This is a genomic window from Cupriavidus sp. GW822-FHT02D05, assembly GCF_058802485.1.
In genome coordinates this window covers 112,093-126,744 of the sequence record NZ_JBXAOE010000008.1, presented here as the reverse complement: position 1 = coordinate 126,744, position 14,652 = coordinate 112,093, and the positions used below count along the sequence as shown (strand labels likewise).

Genomic DNA, 14,652 nt, shown 5'->3' with positions numbered 1-14,652 from the left:
TAGATTCATTCCGCATGCTCACCGGTTGCGCGCGCCGCGCGCGGCCACCGCGACGCCGCAGAGCGTTGTGGCGCGGCGGCAAGCGAGGGGGGCATGGCAGAGTACCGCGCCCCCCGATACCTTGAGGGGTAGGAAAAATGAGCCGTCGCGTTCTAGAGCTGACCGGGCTTCGCAGCGTCGCGGTCATGCTGGTGGTCATCAGCCATGCGGAGCACATGGCCAAGGGGGGGTACACGGGATTGCTTGTGCCACTGCGGTATTTCGCGAATGGCGGCGTCGGCGTGTTCATCTCGTTCGTGTTGAGCGGTTTCCTGATTACGGAGCTGCTGCAGGCTGAGTGGCGCGCCTGCGGCTCCATCAAGCTGATGCGTTTCTATGGCCGCCGCGCGCTGCGCATCTGGCCGGCTTTCTATGTCTACCTGATCGCGCTTGGCCTGTTCGGCATCGTCGGGCTGATCGATGTGGATGCGCGGCAGCTCCTGTTTGCGGCCGCGCACCTCTGGAATTACTCCGAGTTGCTCGGGCTGGGCAACGTCAACATGGCGCATCCCACCGGCGCGTGGCTGCTCGGCCATTTCTGGACGCTGGCGCTGGACGAGCAGTTCTACTGGCTGTGGCCGCCGGTGCTGTTGCTGCTGCTGCGCGGCAAGGACCCGCGCTGGCTGGTGCTGGTGATCTTGCTGATGCCGCTGGTGCGGGTGCTCTGCTATTTCACAACGCCTTCGTTGCGCGGTCAACTGGGGTTGATGCTGCACACGGGCGTGGACCCGGTGCTGATGGGATGCTACATCGCCCTGGACCGCGAGCGGCTGAAGGCGCAGCTGAACGCACGCTTCGCCGGCGCATTCGTGCTGCCGGCGCTGATCCTGGTACTGCTGCTTGGCCTGCCGGTCATCGGCACCCTGGCCGGCGGCATCTGGACGGCGACCTATGGCCCGGTGGCGCTGGCGGCGGCGGTGGGCCTGCTGATCCTCGCTGTGGTGGAGCGGCCCGAGTTGTGGATATCGCGCCTGCTCAGGAGCAAGGCCTTTGTGTTCGTGGGCACGATCTCGTTCAGCTTGTACGTCTGGCAGCAGCTGTTTACCAGCACGGCGTCGCCGCTGGCGCTGCGCTTCCCCTATTGCATCCTGGAGGCACTAGCAGCCGCGGCGCTGAGCTACGTGCTGGTCGAAGCGCCGTTTCTGCGGCTCAGGAGCTGGCTTGGCAAACGAGCGCGGGCAACAGCCATGGAGGCGGGGAGCGAGGAGGGCGGCGCGCCCGCGCGCAGCGTCGAGGCCGAACCGCTCCAGGACTTGCCGCAGCAGGCCTTGTAAGCGGGCGTTGCACTGCTGGCCTGTGTGTTGGCCTGTGTGTTGGCCTGGGTTGGGCTGTGTTGGCTGCCACACCAACGCAGGCCAGGCCGCGCGGTACCTTTTGACATTGCACCACGGCAGCCCGGTGGGCCCGCCCGCGCCGGGCGTGGCCATCCCAGGCAGGGAGTGAACATGAACCGAGACGGTACGCACGTTTGCGCGCTCGACGGTGTGCGGGGCTTGGCGGTCCTGATTGTCATGCTCTATCACTTTGCCCATGTGGGCCTGGTGTCGGACCTGCCGCTCGACCGCCTGTTCTACCAGTTGTCGATGACGGGGTGGATTGGCGTGGATATCTTCTTTGCGCTGTCGGGATTCCTGATCACGGGCATCCTGCTGCGCACCAAGGGCGCGCCCAACTTCCTGCGCGCGTTCTACGGGCGCCGCGTGCTGCGCATCTTTCCGCTGTACTACTTCTACCTGGCCGTGCTGTTTCTGCTGCTGTTCCCGCTGATCTCGCACCGGATCGGCGCCTTTGAGCAGGCCAAGCTGGAGGCGGTGCAGGCCAGCTGGCCGTGGTTCGTGCTGTATCTGTCCAACCTCAAGCAGGCGCTGACCGGCACGTTCTTCGGCGCGGGCGCGGGGCATTTGTGGTCGCTTGCCATCGAGGAACAGTTCTACGCCGTGTGGCCCTTGCTGGTGCTGCTGCTGCCGTTGGCCGCCATGCGCCGGCTCTGCCTGGTGCTGCTGGCGGGAACGCTGGCGGTGCGTGTCGGCATGGTGTTGCAAGGCTATAGCGCGGACGCCATTTCGGTGTTCACGCCGGCCCGGCTGGATGGCCTGGTGGCGGGCGCGTTGCTGGCGATGGCGGTCCGGCGCGGATTGCACTTCAAGCCCTGGCTGGTGAAGGTGGCGCCATTGGCGCTGCTGGTGCTGGCGGGCGGGCTCGCGGCCATGGGTTCCCGGCTGGAATCCAGCCCGCTGATCTACACCGTGGGCTTCTCGGTGGTTGCCATGGTGGCGGTGGGCCTGATCTACGCGGCCTGCGCCACGGACCGGCACGTCGTGTTCAGCAACCGGTACCTGGTGTTCCTGGGCAAATACAGCTACGCGCTTTACGTGTTCCACCCGATCATCCGCGTGGTGGCGGTCAAGGCGTTCGGCGAGCCGCGCCTGTTGTTCGGCAGCCAGATCCCGTGGCAGCTGGGCTTTTCGGCGGCGTGCCTGTGTGCCTCCATCGCAGCGGCCTTGCTGAGCTGGCACCTGATCGAAAAACGCTTCCTGGGGCTCAAGGACATGTTGTTCCCCGACCGGACTCCCACGCCAGCGCCGCCCCCGCCATCCGCCGCCTTGCCGACGCGGGACGCATTTGGCGCCGACCCCGCCAGGCGCGAACGGCCCATCATCTAGGCGTGCTGATCCGCGGCGGGCGGCGGCCTGGCAATGCCGGGCCGCCGGCCCACCGATGAATCGCATGCGGGCACGGCCAACCGCTACAATGGGCCGTTTCAGCGAACGAGCCCCTGCCATGACCGATCATCCCCGCTTTACCCTCAATCGCTCGCTCGTCGTATTGGTGCCGCAGCAGCCTTTCTTCGAATGGATCATGGCCGTGGATATCGACCCGGTAGCCACGCTGACCCTTGAGCATGTACGCGAGGACCAGAGTGTGTTCCTGGTGCCGGACGATGTCTCGACCACGTCGGAAGCGCTGCAGTGGGTGGAACAGCGCTGGCGCGCCTTGTTCGAATTCATGCTGGGGGAGTGGTTCGACGAAAGCCTGTGGCCGCAAACGCTGACGCTGCAGCAGTTCCGTGACTGGTTCACCGTGCAGCACCACTCGATGGTGTTCGACATGGCGCCTGACACCCCGGTCGAACATGAAGACTGGGAAGACGAGGACGAAGACGATGACGAAACCGGGCTGCGGCACCTTCATTGATCGCGGCTTGCCGGTTGCGGCTTGATGCGGCGCAGCCAGGCAGCCCCGTAGCAAGCCAGCCTTACGTCACGCCATCGCCATGAAGTGCATGCGCATGCCCGCCCGGATCCCCACACGGCACCCCGCCCAGGCTGTGGACAAGTCTGTGGAGAAGACCGAACAACCCTGTGGGCAAAGCTGTGGGCAACTTTTTTGGCAAGCCCCGCCCGAACACCTGGCTTGGCACCGCCAGGCCTTGCCACAGGCGGGCTGGCAGCCGAGCCGAGCGTGCCGGCGCACAGTGCGCGCGATCGATGCGCGCAGCCGGTGCCTGACAGCGCAATGGCCCATTTCTATCGCAGGAAACCCCGGATGTTGAACCGTACCCAGCAAATCCTTATCGGCGTTGTCGCCCTTGCCGTCCTTGGCATGTTGTGGCTCACCGGCAACCATGAAGAGCAGCAGGAAGAGCCGGTCGCGGCAGCGTCCGCGGCGGTGCCAGAGCCCAACGCCGGCGCGCGCGGCGTGCCCAAGAACGGCACGCTGGACCCGATCAGCATCGACCCGAACCGCTCCACCGACATCCTGCCGCAGTACCAGGCGGACACCCTTGTCGACGATTACCAGGAGAACGCCGGCGCGGCCAACGACCGCTACCTGGGCAAGTATTTCATCGTGGAGGGCGTGGCCAGCGGCGTGCGGCGCGAGGGAAGCGACACGGTCTTCCTGGATATCCGCTCCAATAGCCCGACCCTGGTGGTGCGCGCCAAGCTCCTGCCGATCCAGATCTGCGGCCCCGCCGGGCGCACCTGCGAGGTGGAAGCGCGCGGCACCATGGTCCGGCGCGGACAGAAGGTGGCCGTGGAATGCACCGGCGCGGGCCAGGTGGAAGGCTCGCCTGTCCTTGAAGATTGCCTTGTGCGTGGCGGCGCCAACTGAGTGCGAGCACTGACTTAGCCAGATTTACCCAGATCGACATCCAGCATGCAAACCCTGCTTTCCGTACTCGCCCTGACCATCCTGATCGTCACCGTGGTGGGCCTGGTCTCGCCACCGTTCATCAGCAACGCCTTCCTGAAGGGCCGCCCGGTGGGGCGCCTGCAGATCCTGCTGGTGGGGGTGTTCCTTGCCGCGATCTGCCTGATGGTGGTGGGCACGATGGCCAGCGGGGGGGCGGCAAAGGCCTGAGGCCACCAACCGGGCCAAGACCGCGCGCCATGACGACGGCTGTCTCCCCCTCTCCCCTCGGTTAACCAGTACGCCAATCGCCACTCCGGCGGCATGTAGGACACATCCCACAGCAGGATCGGTGCGCTATCGATAATGGCGCGTTCCGGCGTTGTCTATCTTTCCATCACGATACGAACAAACGTCAACGACGGGACAAGGCAAAGCGGCCCGAAGCTCCCCCGGAGCGAGGGCCGCGCTGAATATCATGATGGAAGATCTCTCCCGGGGCACGCTGCCTGCCCCGCAAGTCCAGCAAGCCCAGGCGCTCGCCAACATTCTCGCCATCACGCGCCGCGAGTGGCGGGTGACCGGGCTCGGTCGCCTCGCCGTGGATCATGGCCGCCCGGGCGGCCGCCGCGACCAGCTCGCGCAGCGCGCGGCCCGCGCCTTCGAGGCGCAGGTGATGGCGCTACGCTGCCGGCAGGCCATTGTGCTCTGAGGCTAACCTCGGGCGAGCCACAGAACCGCAGCAGAACCGGCGCTGGACCGGCACAGGACCGGCACAGGACCGGTTTACCCGCTCTGTTCCAACGATTGCCGCCGCCGCAATGGCCTAAAGTTGCCTGGCGCGCATGCCGACAACACGGTTCGGCACCTTTGCACCAGCGTTTCCAGGAACATCATGAAAAAAGCACTGCTAGCCGCCAGCCTAGGCTTGCTGGTCACCGGCTGCGCCACGTACCAGGCCGTCGTCCCGGTCGACCGCGGCGACCGTATCGCCTCCATGCAGCCCGCCGACGGCACGCTGTTTTGCGTGATCGCCAACCCGGGCAGCGGCGGCAATGCCTATGCGGAATTCATCCGCGACGCGGTGCAGCAGCGCGGCTTTGAGTTCAAGATGCTGTCACCCGGCTCGTCGGTGGCGTCGTGCCCCTATACCGCCACGGTCTACATGCAACGCCAGACCTACTGGCGCGATTTCCTGAGTACGGCAGAGATCATCGTCTATATCAACGGCGAGCGTGCCGGCAAGGCGAACTACGACGCCCTGCGCAGCGCCGGCGGCATCAACCTGAGCAACCTGGTCCCGCCCGAGATGAAGATCGACGAGCTGTTCGAGCAATTGCTGCCCGGCATGCGGCCAAAGCCGTCCACGGCAGGCACGCCAGGTGCGCCGGCCGCCCCGCAATCGCCAGCTACGCCAGCCTGAACACCTCCGCCGCCTTGACGACGGCGTACCCATTACAGCGATAAGTGCGCGCCTGCGCACTTAAATCAGCCGGTCAGCCCACCACCTGCCCCAGCCGCACCACGGTCACGCCCGGGCGCAGTTGCCGCAGCGACGGCATCACCAGCACGCAATCCGGATACGGTGTGACCACCGGCTCGCCGTCGCGCCAGCCGATCACGGTGCCGGCTTCGGCGAAGGTTTCCAGCCCGGTGTATGGGCCGGCGAAGCGGAAATCCATGCTGCTGGCGACCACGGGCTCGGTCACGCGTACCACCCGCTGCGGCGCCACGGGCAGGAGCCAGCCGGCAGGCACGTCACCCGCATCGATCACGCCGGCATGGAGCAGGAAGCGCGCGGTGCTGTCCTGGGCCACGCCCACGGCCGCGGTTTCCCAGTGCTGGCCGCATTCGATCAACAGCGCGTTCCTGGCGCTGGCGGGGTCGCCAAAGCCTTCGTAGTCGCGCATGCGCCGTCCTTCCGGATGGCCCTCGTCCACGATCACATTGGCGGGCGCGCCCACGGCGCGCGACAGGGCAATGCCCTTGTCGAGCGGGCCGGACACGATCAGCGGCAAGCTCTTCTCGTGCATGGAGTGCAGGTCGAGCAGCAGGTCCACGGTATCGATGACCGGGCGCATGGCGCGTGCGCGGCGCAGCTCGGACGAGTCACGGGTGGTGTCGTCGAGCACGGCGGCCGTCCACACGCGGTTGAAATCCTGGTCGACATAGCGCGACGCATCCGGGCGGGCGGCATCGAAGCTGAGGTACGCGTCGACGTTGGCAAAGGCCAGCGTCAGGCGGCCGCGGCGTGGGCGCAGGCCCAGGTCCAGCAGCGCCTTGACGGTGATGGCGCCGCACACCTCGTTGCCGTGGGTCAGCGCATTGACCATCACGTGCGGGCCGGGCACGCCGCTGTCGAAGGTGTGGACATAGGGCACGCCGGCGTTGCCGGTGGCGTAGGCGGAGATATCGGGGAATTCGACTTCAACCGGGTATGCGTCGAAGCTGGGGGCAGTGGTCGTCATGTTTTTTGATCGGCAAGATTGCCAGTGATAGCGACTGAACAGCGAAAGAAGCGAAAGAAGCAGGGAAGGCGGGCGGGCGGCAACCGCCGACACCGCCACTTGCGACAAGCAAATGGTACGCCTGCCGCCGTCCCCTTATTCGTGAATGCCGGCAGTCTGCACGATGCTCTTGTACTTCACCGTCTCGCGCTTGATAAAGCTGGCGAACTGGCCCGGGCCGCCCGGCGCCACTTCCACGCCGGCCTCGGCCAGCTTCTTCTTCACGTCGGGCATGGCCAGCACGGCCTGCATCTCGGTGTTCAGGCGATCGACCACGGCGCGCGGCGTATTGGCCGGCGCCATCAGGCCAAACCACACGCCCATGTCCACGCCCTTGAGCGCGCTGCTTTCCGCCAGCGCGGGCACGTTGGGCGCCACCTGGGCGCGGTGCCCTTCGGTCACGCCGTAGGCCTTGACCCGGCCAGCCTGGATATGCGGCAGCGCCGACGACAGCACCATCACGGCGAGGTCGATCTGGCCGCCGAGCAGGTCGGTGGACATGGCGGACGCACCCTTATAGGGCACATGGGTGATGTTGACCTTGCCTTGCTGCTTGATCAGCTCGCCGGCCAGGTTCAGCGGCGTGCCCACGCCGGACGACGCATAGGCCAGCTTGCCCGGCTGCGCCTTGGCCAGCGCGATCAGCTCGTCGGCGTTCTTGGCCGGCAGCGCGGACTTGCCCACCAGCACCATCGGCTGGGTGCCGACAAAGGTGATCGGCGCCAGGTCGCGCTCGCCGTCGTAGCGCACGGCGGGGTTGGTCAGGCGCGCGATCGAGACCTCGCTGCCCGAGCCCATCAGCAGCGTGTAGCCGTCGGCGTCGGCCTTGACCACCTTGGACGCGCCGATGGTGCCGCCCGCGCCGCCCAGGTTCTCGATCACCACGCTCTGGCCCAGGCGCTTGCCCAGTTCCGGCGCGATGGTGCGGGCCACCAGGTCGACGCTGCCGCCCGCGGTGTAGCCCACCACCAGGGAAATCGGCTTGGTCGGCCAGCCCGAGGCGGCAGCGCCGCCGGCAAGCAGGCAGAAGGATGCGGCAGCAGCCGCACGCAGCAGTTTGTTCATGGCAGGTCTCTCCGTTTTTAGATTTGCGCCGTATGCAGACAGGCAAGGTATGCAGGCATGCGGCGATCTTAGAGAGCGTGCAGGCGCAGCAACGTGCGGCTTTGGCAATGGCGCTTGCCGTTTTGGCAAGGGTGGGGGATCGGGGGCTGGGATCAGGCGCCAGCCGCGCCAAGGCGGACCCAGCGCGTGGCGCTGGACAACTAGCCCGCCACCGCCGCATGCCAGAAGGCCTCGCCCAGCGCCCGCATGGGCGCGCGCGGGCGATACAGCAGGATCTGCATCACGAGATCCGTTTCGCCGCCCACCTCCAGCCCGGCGCGCACCAGGCGACCGGCGTGCAGGTCATCGGCGATCAGCCGCGCGGGCAGCCACGCCAGGCCCATGCGCTGGCGCACCATTTCATGCACGGATTCGGCGAAATCGCTGACCGCGATCACGTCGAGCCGGCTGGCCAGCCCGCGCCGCGCGATCTCGCCGTTGACCATGCGGCCCAGGGTCAGCGTCTGCGCGTAGGCGATCATCGGCACCGGGGCGCGCTGGCCGCGTGCGAGCAACTTGTACTGTGGCCCGCCACCATCCGCCGCCGCGCTCACGCAAACGAGGCGCTCCTCGCCCACAAGGTGGTATTGGTAGCGCGCGCCGTCCAGCGTCACCGGCTGCTCCGGCGAGTTGTAGCAAAGCAGGAAATCCGCGTCGCCTTCGGTGAAGATCGCCAGCGCGTCGTGCGTGGGAAAGGTGGAAAGCCGCGTGCGAAACCCCGCGGCCGCCTTGTCGTTGCGCAGCGCATGGCGCAGGCCGGCCAGCCACGCCGGCACCATCGAGCGCGCCAGCGTCTTGCCGGTGACGATCACCACGGTGCTGGCATCGGCCCGATGCGCCGCGCGCAGCGACATGCGCGTATCGTCCAGCGTGCGCAGCGCGCTCTGCGCGGCCTCCAGGAACTGCCGCCCCTCATCGGTGAGGCGCACCGGGAACACGCTGCGATCGATCAGCGGCGCACCCGCCCAGACTTCCAGCGCCTGCATGCGGCGCCCGAATGCCGGCGGCGTGACGTTACGCAGCTCCGCCGCGCGCGCCAGGCTGCCGGCCTGGGCCAGGCACACAAAATCCTCCAGCCAGCGGATATGCATAAGGACTCGCGCCAGGGCGCGCGCAGAAGTTGAATGGGGACGATCCGGGCAAATGCCGCCGCCGCGAAGAGCGGCGCTGCGAATATTGTAGCTGTAGCGGTGCGTGTCCCGAGGCGCAGCGCCCGGCATACGACACACGGCAGACGCACGACTCGGGTAGAATTTTTGCCATGGCCTTCTTCAAGCGCAGCACTGCGCCCACCTCCTCGTCGTCATCGGCGTCCGCCGCCCACGATGCCGCCGGCTCCGGCAATGGCAATGGCGCGCCGCCGGAATACACCATCGACGAACTGGCGCGGGCGGCCGGCACCACGGTGCGCAATGTGCGCTCCTACCAGGACCGCGGCCTGATCGATCCGCCCGAGCGGCGCGGCCGGGTGGGCATCTACACGCAGACGCACCTGGGCCGGCTACGGCTGATCAACCACCTGCTGGCGCGCGGCTACACGCTGAACAATATCCAGGAGCTGCTCAAGGCCATCGTGGAAGGGCATGACCTGCGCTCCATCCTCGGGCTGGAATCCGCCATCAGCAGCCCGTGGACCGATGAAGTGCCGCGCCACTACTCCTACCTGGCGCTGGCCAAGCTGTTCGGCCGCGCGATATCGCGCCCGGCGCTGGCCAAGGCCATCGCGCTCGGCCTGCTGGAGCCGGACGGCATGGGCTACCTCGCACGCAGCCCGCGCACGCTGACTGCCGGCGCGGAGATCGCGCGCGCGGGATTTCCGCTGGAAGATGTGCTGTCCATCGTCGAGCACGCACGCAGGCACTTCGAAGCCGTATCGGACCGGATCGTGGCCATGGTCGTGCGCGAGCTGGACCGCTTCGGTGAAGGCAAGCTGCCACCGCCGCAGGACGTGCCGCGGCTGGTGGATATCCTCTGGCGCATCCGCCCGCTGGCCATGGTGGCGGTAGAAGCGGAGATGATGCGGGCCATGGAACAGTCAGCCAATAAATACCTCGGCGACCGCGTGGCGGCCATCATCGAGCACTTGCACGACGCGCCGGAAGACGGCGGCGCGGGCAACGCGCCAAAGGCCGGGCCGCGCAAGGCCAGGCGCTGATACAGGTACGTGCCCGCTCTAGCCCGCTAGCTAAAGCGCCACCATCTGGAAATCCCCCTTGCGCATGCCGCAATCGGGGCAGCTCCAGTCTTCCGGCACGGCACTCCATGCCGTGCCAGGCGCGATGCCATGCTCCGGCATGCCAGCGGCTTCGTCGTAGACCAGCCCGCAGATCTCACACTGCCAGACCTTCATGCCGCGGCCCTCACCGAAGGCGCCCGGCTGGATACGCCGGCGCGCGCGGAGGTGGCCTCGATCTCCGCGATCAGCGGCTCGATGCGCGCCAGCTGCGCACGGTTGTCGTGATCCCACGGGTGGAAGCCCGGCCGGAAATAATCGAACCACTCCGGAATCATCTTGCGCAGCACGCCAGGCTTGCCCCACAGGAAACGCACCACGCCGCCAAAGCCGCCGAGCTTGTTGCGGCACTCGCGATCCGCCATCACCAGCCGGATGTGGAATACGAACACCATCGCCCAGAACGTCACCGTGGTGGTGAGCATGGTGAAGGTGCGCAGCAGATAGCGATATAGCCCCGGCTTCATCACGGCATTCCACACGTCGTAGGCCACGGCCTTGTGCTCGGTCTCTTCCAGCGCGTGCCAGATCCACACCTGGTGGTAGCCGGGCTCGGAGCCGCCCATCTGGTCCGGGTCCGCCAGCAGCCCGCCGGCAAGCATCGCGGTGTAGTGCTCGAGCGCGATGGTGTGCGCAAGCTGCCATGACTTGGGCAGTATCTTGCGCAGCACGTTGAGCAGTTTGCCGACGAACCGATCGAGCGGCTCGGCGGGCAGGCCCGCATCCGTCATCAGCCGGTTGTAGAGAATATGCTCGCGCGTGTGCATGGCCTCCTGGCCGATAAAACCCGCGATGGCGCGCTTGAGCTCGGGGTCGGTCACGTCGTCGCGATAGGCGCGCACGCTGTCCATGAAGAAGCGTTCGCCCGCCGGAAAGAAGATCGAGAGCGCGTTGACGAAGTGGGTGACATGGCGGCCCCGCACGTGCCAGTCGCCGATGCGGCTGGCGGGCAAGTGGGGATGCACATCGCGTCGGACTGGCATCATGATGAGTACTCCTGTCGATTCGTGGAATGCGTCGGGTGCGTCGGGTGCGGTGCGTATTTCAGCGGTGGCCTCAGCGCCCGTCGAGAAAAGGCAGCAGGTCCGCCGCCACGCGCTGCGGATCCTCTTCCATCGGGATATGGCCCAGGCCGGCGTAGCGCTGCAGCCGCGCGCCAGGAATGCGCCCGGCAAAGGCTTGCGCATGCGCCGGCGGGATCCAGCGGTCACGCTCGCCCCACAGCACCAGCGTGGGCGAGCGGATGCCATTGAGCGCCTGCGTGTCGAGCGCGTCGAAGTCCAGCTTGGGCACCATGCGGCCGACCGCTTCGCGGCTGCCCTCGGCGTAGAAGAAATCGACATAGCGGCGGAAGGTGCCTTCGTCCACCCGCGAGGCATCGCCGTAGACATCGCGCGTGGCGGCGCGGATCACGCACTCCGGCAGCAGCCACGGCGCCGACCAGCGCACCGGCGCGTGGTTGAACAAGGCGATATAGAGCGGCAGCTTCATCGGGAAACCCGCAGCATCGATCAGCACCATCTTGTCGACGCGCCCGGGATGGCGCGCGGCCATGTCCCATGCGATCAGGCCGCCCAGCGAGTTGCCGATGACGCTGGCGCGCTGCAGGTGGATGGCGTCGCAGAAGGCGTCGATGAAGCGGCGGTACGTGTCCACATCCATGGTGAGAATGCGCCCGCGCGCATCGCGCAACGGCCCGGTCAGGCCAAAGGGCGGCAGGTCCACGCGCAGCACGCGATAGCGTTGCGCGAGTGCCGGCAGCACACCTTGCCAGGTGTGCAGCGAAGCGCCGAAACCATGGATCAGCAGCAGCGGCTCGCCGCCGGGCACGCCTTCATCGGTGTAATGCACGAGCGTGCCCATGACCTGCACCCAGCGCGAGGCGGGCAGCGCGTAGCGTCTGGCGAGCATTTCACGCGACAGGCTGAACAGCCCTACGCGGCCCTGGCCGAACCAGCGCGTGAGCGCGCCGGGTGGCTGCGAGAGGCGGCTGTCCGCCGGCATGGCGACGCGGTTCATTGCGCATCTCCGCCATTGCCGCTGGCCTTGGCCGGCACCGTGTTGGACACGTCCGCGGTAGGCTTGCCGAGCGGGCCTTTGCGGCGCGCGTCGAACACCACCAGCTTCTGGTAGGCCGCGGGCAGCAGCCGCGCCATCATGTCGGCGGCAACCGCATCCGGGCCGATCAGCACGCGGCGGCGGTTGTGGCGCACGCCGTTGAGAATCACGCGCGCGGCCTTGTCCGCCGTGGTGATGAAGTACTTCTCGAACTCATCGCGGCCCTGCTGCTCATCGTGCACCAGGAAGCCGGTGACGTTCGCGGAGATACGGCTGGCCTGCGCAATATTGGTCTTGATGCCGCCCGGGTGCACGCAGGTCGCGGACACGCCGCACGCCTGCATGTCGAGCTCCTGGCGCAGCGATTCCGTAAAGCCACGCACCGCATACTTGCTCGCGTTGTAGCCGCTCATGCCGGGCTGCGCGAAGATGCCGAAGATGCTCGACGTATTGATCACGTGGCCGTCGCCGCTGGCCTTCAGGTAAGGCAGGAACGCCTTGGTGCCATGCACCACGCCCCAGAAGTTGATGCCCATGATCCATTCGAGGTCATCGTAGCTCATGCCCTCGATGGTGCTCGACAGCGCCACGCCGGCATTGTTGAAAATCAGGTTGATGCGCCCGTGCGCGCGCGCGGCCTGCTCGGCCCAGGCGTACATCGCGGCGCGGTCCGATACATCCACGCAGTGCTGCGTGAACACCAGGCCCGGCGCTGCGCGCATGACCTCGGCCACCGTCTGCGCGAGGCCTTTTTCATTGCGGTCCGACAGCGCCAGCTGGCAGCCTTCGCGCGCCAGCGTGAGCGCCAGTGAGCGGCCCATGCCGGAGCCTGCGCCGGTAATGGCGGCCACCTTGTTCTTGAAATCCTTCATGCGGTGTCTCCTCGGTGTTCTTCTGGTGTGCTTCTGGTCAGCTTCGCGGCCGGGCACGCAACGCGCTCACGCCTCGATGGCCCGGTTGGCTGCGCTGGCTGCATTGGGTGCGTTGGGTGCGAGCGCGTGGTGCATCAGCGGACGGATCTCGTAGTCGGCCATGCGAAAGCGTGCGGTGGCGCGGCGGAACTGCCAGGTGAACCCGGGCCACAGCGTGGTGTTCTTGCCGGTCTTGGGGTCGAGGTACCAGCTCACGCAGCCGCCCTCCGACCACACCGCGCCCGCCAGCTTGCGCTGCAGCCCCGCGTTGTAGTCGCGCTGCGCGGGCGGGCGCACGTCGATGGCCTGCACGCGCTGCTGGCCCATGGCCTTGAGCGCGCCGAGGATGTAGTTCACCTGCGACTCGATCATGAACACCATCGAGCTATGCCCCAGGCCGGTGTTCGGCCCCACCACCAAGAACAGGTTGGGGAAGCCGGCCACGGTGGTGCCCAGGTACGCCTCGGCGCCATCGCGCCAGGCGTCGAGCAGGTCGGCGCCGCGCTGGCCGAGGATGGCGTCGCGCGGAATCGGATCGGTGGCGTGAAAGCCGGTGCCAAAGATGATGCAGTCCGCCTTGCGGCGGGTGCCGTCGCGCATCACGATGGCGTCTTCCTCCACGTGGTCGATGCCGTGCGTCACCACATCCACGTTGGCGCGCGCCAGCGCGGGGTAATAGTCGTTGGAGATCAGCACGCGCTTGCAGCCGATGGTGTAGTCCGGCGTGACGATGGCACGCAGCGCGGGATCGGCGATCTGCCGCTTGATATGGCGGCGCGCGATGCGCGCCACCACCGTCATCAGCTTGGGATGCACCACGAAGCCAAGCACGCGCGACTCCAGCGCCCAGTAGATGCCGGTGCGCATGAGCTTTTGCGTGAGCGGCAGGCGACGGAACAACCAGCGCTCGGCGGCCGACACCTTGCGATCGGGCTTGGGCATGATCCACGGCGGCGTGCGCTGGAACAGGTCCAGGTGCGCCACCTGCGCAGCGATCTGCGGCACGAACTGGATGGCGCTGGCGCCAGTGCCGATCACCGCCACGCGCTTGCCCGCCAGCGCGTAGTCATGGTTCCAGTGCTGCGAGTGAAACGCCTCGCCGCGAAAGCGCGCCAGGCCCGGGATATTGGGATACGCCGGCCGGCTCAGGCCGCCCATGCCCGACACCAGCACGCGAGCCTGCACGCGCTTGCCATCGGCCATGTCGAGCTGCCACGTGCCGCTGGCGTCGTCCCACGCGGCGCGGCGCAGTTCGTGGTTCAGGCGCAGGTGGGGGCGCAGGCGGAACTGGTCGGTGCAGCGCTCCAGGTAAGCGCGGATCTCCGGCTGCGGCGAAAACATGCGCGACCAGTTGGGGTTGGGCGCGAAGGAGAACGAGTACAGGTGCGACTGCACATCGCAGGCGCAGCCCGGATAGTGGTTGTCGCGCCATGTGCCCCCCACCGAGGCGGCCTTCTCGAACAGCGCGAAGTCATGCAGGCCTGCCTGCTTGAGGCGGATCGCCATGCCCAGCCCGGCGAAACCGGTGCCGATGATGGCGATATCGATGTGCTCGGTGGGGCCGGGCCCCTCCGGTGACGGCTGGGCTGTGGATAACTCCGGGGGCAGGTCTGCTGGCGCGTTCATAAGCTGTCTCTCGTGTCGCTGGCGTGCACGGCGGCATGCCGTA

The 14,652-nt window shown here is 67.2% G+C and carries 16 protein-coding genes; 8 read left to right on the top strand and 8 right to left on the bottom strand.

Annotated elements, in window-relative coordinates:
• The first annotated feature begins 137 nt into the window (after window positions 1-137).
• The 7 genes from AC1RQK_RS12765 to AC1RQK_RS12735 all read left to right on the top strand — a co-directional run bounded on the left by AC1RQK_RS12765 (window position 138) and on the right by AC1RQK_RS12735 (window position 5,593).
• Window positions 138-1,313 (top strand): acyltransferase family protein, encoded by a 1,176-nt coding sequence (locus tag AC1RQK_RS12765; RefSeq protein WP_492373231.1) that lies wholly within the window; start codon window positions 138-140, stop codon window positions 1,311-1,313.
• A 171-nt stretch (window positions 1,314-1,484) separates the two neighbouring features.
• The gene (locus tag AC1RQK_RS12760; RefSeq protein WP_492809237.1) at window positions 1,485-2,702 is read left to right on the top strand and encodes an acyltransferase family protein; all 1,218 of its coding nucleotides are present in this window, start codon (window positions 1,485-1,487) and stop codon (window positions 2,700-2,702) included.
• Window positions 2,703-2,820: 118 nt separating this feature from the next.
• Window positions 2,821-3,234, top strand: coding sequence for a hypothetical protein (locus AC1RQK_RS12755; RefSeq protein WP_416050059.1), 414 nt, complete (start codon window positions 2,821-2,823; stop codon window positions 3,232-3,234).
• Window positions 3,235-3,585: 351 nt separating this feature from the next.
• The gene (locus AC1RQK_RS12750) at window positions 3,586-4,152 is read left to right on the top strand and encodes an OB-fold putative lipoprotein (protein ID WP_492809236.1); all 567 of its coding nucleotides are present in this window, start codon (window positions 3,586-3,588) and stop codon (window positions 4,150-4,152) included.
• A gap of 45 nt (window positions 4,153-4,197) precedes the next feature.
• Window positions 4,198-4,401: a hypothetical protein gene (locus tag AC1RQK_RS12745; protein ID WP_174424410.1), complete on the top strand. Its 204-nt coding sequence runs from the start codon at window positions 4,198-4,200 to the stop codon at window positions 4,399-4,401.
• Window positions 4,402-4,648: 247 nt separating this feature from the next.
• Window positions 4,649-4,882: a hypothetical protein gene (locus AC1RQK_RS12740; protein ID WP_492809235.1), complete on the top strand. Its 234-nt coding sequence runs from the start codon at window positions 4,649-4,651 to the stop codon at window positions 4,880-4,882.
• Window positions 4,883-5,065: 183 nt separating this feature from the next.
• Window positions 5,066-5,593 (top strand): hypothetical protein, encoded by a 528-nt coding sequence (locus tag AC1RQK_RS12735; RefSeq protein WP_492373235.1) that lies wholly within the window; start codon window positions 5,066-5,068, stop codon window positions 5,591-5,593.
• A gap of 73 nt (window positions 5,594-5,666) precedes the next feature.
• Here AC1RQK_RS12735 and AC1RQK_RS12730 read toward each other — a convergent pair whose 3' ends face one another.
• The 3 genes from AC1RQK_RS12730 to AC1RQK_RS12720 all read right to left on the bottom strand — a co-directional run bounded on the left by AC1RQK_RS12730 (window position 5,667) and on the right by AC1RQK_RS12720 (window position 8,872).
• Window positions 5,667-6,638: a M14 family metallopeptidase gene (locus AC1RQK_RS12730; protein WP_492809234.1), complete on the bottom strand. Its 972-nt coding sequence runs from the start codon at window positions 6,636-6,638 to the stop codon at window positions 5,667-5,669.
• Between the two features lie 135 nt (window positions 6,639-6,773).
• Window positions 6,774-7,742 (bottom strand): Bug family tripartite tricarboxylate transporter substrate binding protein, encoded by a 969-nt coding sequence (locus AC1RQK_RS12725; protein WP_416050054.1) that lies wholly within the window; start codon window positions 7,740-7,742, stop codon window positions 6,774-6,776.
• A gap of 200 nt (window positions 7,743-7,942) precedes the next feature.
• A complete protein-coding gene (locus AC1RQK_RS12720) occupies window positions 7,943-8,872 on the bottom strand; it encodes a LysR family transcriptional regulator (protein ID WP_492373237.1) in 930 nt (309 codons plus the stop codon).
• 170 nt (window positions 8,873-9,042) lie between these two features.
• Between AC1RQK_RS12720 and AC1RQK_RS12715 the strand changes: the two genes are divergently transcribed.
• Entirely contained in the window at window positions 9,043-9,936 is an 894-nt protein-coding gene (locus tag AC1RQK_RS12715; RefSeq protein ID WP_492809233.1) for a MerR family transcriptional regulator, read from the top strand.
• A 30-nt stretch (window positions 9,937-9,966) separates the two neighbouring features.
• On the opposite strand, the gene AC1RQK_RS12710 is transcribed toward AC1RQK_RS12715, so the two are convergent.
• From AC1RQK_RS12710 to AC1RQK_RS12690, 5 genes are all read right to left on the bottom strand, one after another.
• Window positions 9,967-10,131: a rubredoxin gene (locus AC1RQK_RS12710; protein WP_253929397.1), complete on the bottom strand. Its 165-nt coding sequence runs from the start codon at window positions 10,129-10,131 to the stop codon at window positions 9,967-9,969.
• Window positions 10,128-11,000 carry a metal-dependent hydrolase gene (locus AC1RQK_RS12705; protein WP_492373240.1) on the bottom strand — a complete coding sequence of 291 codons (873 nt, stop codon included), beginning with the start codon at window positions 10,998-11,000 and terminating at the stop codon, window positions 10,128-10,130. The genes AC1RQK_RS12710 and AC1RQK_RS12705 overlap by 4 nt, the downstream gene beginning before the upstream one ends.
• 70 nt (window positions 11,001-11,070) lie before the next feature.
• On the bottom strand, window positions 11,071-12,033 hold the full coding sequence (locus AC1RQK_RS12700) for an alpha/beta fold hydrolase (RefSeq protein WP_492809232.1): 963 nt from the start codon (window positions 12,031-12,033) through the stop codon (window positions 11,071-11,073).
• Window positions 12,030-12,944, bottom strand: a complete 915-nt coding sequence (locus tag AC1RQK_RS12695; RefSeq protein WP_492809231.1) for an SDR family NAD(P)-dependent oxidoreductase — start codon at window positions 12,942-12,944, stop codon at window positions 12,030-12,032. Before AC1RQK_RS12695 ends, AC1RQK_RS12700 begins: the two co-directional genes overlap by 4 nt.
• Window positions 12,945-13,010: 66 nt before the next feature.
• On the bottom strand, window positions 13,011-14,609 hold the full coding sequence (locus tag AC1RQK_RS12690; protein ID WP_492809230.1) for a flavin-containing monooxygenase: 1,599 nt from the start codon (window positions 14,607-14,609) through the stop codon (window positions 13,011-13,013).
• Between the last annotated feature and the right edge of the window lie 43 nt (window positions 14,610-14,652).

Coding starts and splice junctions, on each gene's coding strand:
- AC1RQK_RS12740 (WP_492809235.1), top strand. CDS start 4,649: ATGATGGAAGATCTCTCCCGGGGCACGCTGCCTGCCCCGCAAGTCCAG.
- AC1RQK_RS12695 (WP_492809231.1), bottom strand. CDS start 12,944: ATGAAGGATTTCAAGAACAAGGTGGCCGCCATTACCGGCGCAGGCTCC.
- AC1RQK_RS12720 (WP_492373237.1), bottom strand. CDS start 8,872: ATGCATATCCGCTGGCTGGAGGATTTTGTGTGCCTGGCCCAGGCCGGC.
- AC1RQK_RS12730 (WP_492809234.1), bottom strand. CDS start 6,638: ATGACGACCACTGCCCCCAGCTTCGACGCATACCCGGTTGAAGTCGAA.
- AC1RQK_RS12705 (WP_492373240.1), bottom strand. CDS start 11,000: ATGATGCCAGTCCGACGCGATGTGCATCCCCACTTGCCCGCCAGCCGC.
- AC1RQK_RS12690 (WP_492809230.1), bottom strand. CDS start 14,609: ATGAACGCGCCAGCAGACCTGCCCCCGGAGTTATCCACAGCCCAGCCG.
- AC1RQK_RS12755 (WP_416050059.1), top strand. CDS start 2,821: ATGACCGATCATCCCCGCTTTACCCTCAATCGCTCGCTCGTCGTATTG.
- AC1RQK_RS12725 (WP_416050054.1), bottom strand. CDS start 7,742: ATGAACAAACTGCTGCGTGCGGCTGCTGCCGCATCCTTCTGCCTGCTT.
- AC1RQK_RS12760 (WP_492809237.1), top strand. CDS start 1,485: ATGAACCGAGACGGTACGCACGTTTGCGCGCTCGACGGTGTGCGGGGC.
- AC1RQK_RS12735 (WP_492373235.1), top strand. CDS start 5,066: ATGAAAAAAGCACTGCTAGCCGCCAGCCTAGGCTTGCTGGTCACCGGC.
- AC1RQK_RS12700 (WP_492809232.1), bottom strand. CDS start 12,033: ATGAACCGCGTCGCCATGCCGGCGGACAGCCGCCTCTCGCAGCCACCC.
- AC1RQK_RS12715 (WP_492809233.1), top strand. CDS start 9,043: ATGGCCTTCTTCAAGCGCAGCACTGCGCCCACCTCCTCGTCGTCATCG.
- AC1RQK_RS12750 (WP_492809236.1), top strand. CDS start 3,586: ATGTTGAACCGTACCCAGCAAATCCTTATCGGCGTTGTCGCCCTTGCC.
- AC1RQK_RS12710 (WP_253929397.1), bottom strand. CDS start 10,131: ATGAAGGTCTGGCAGTGTGAGATCTGCGGGCTGGTCTACGACGAAGCC.
- AC1RQK_RS12765 (WP_492373231.1), top strand. CDS start 138: ATGAGCCGTCGCGTTCTAGAGCTGACCGGGCTTCGCAGCGTCGCGGTC.
- AC1RQK_RS12745 (WP_174424410.1), top strand. CDS start 4,198: ATGCAAACCCTGCTTTCCGTACTCGCCCTGACCATCCTGATCGTCACC.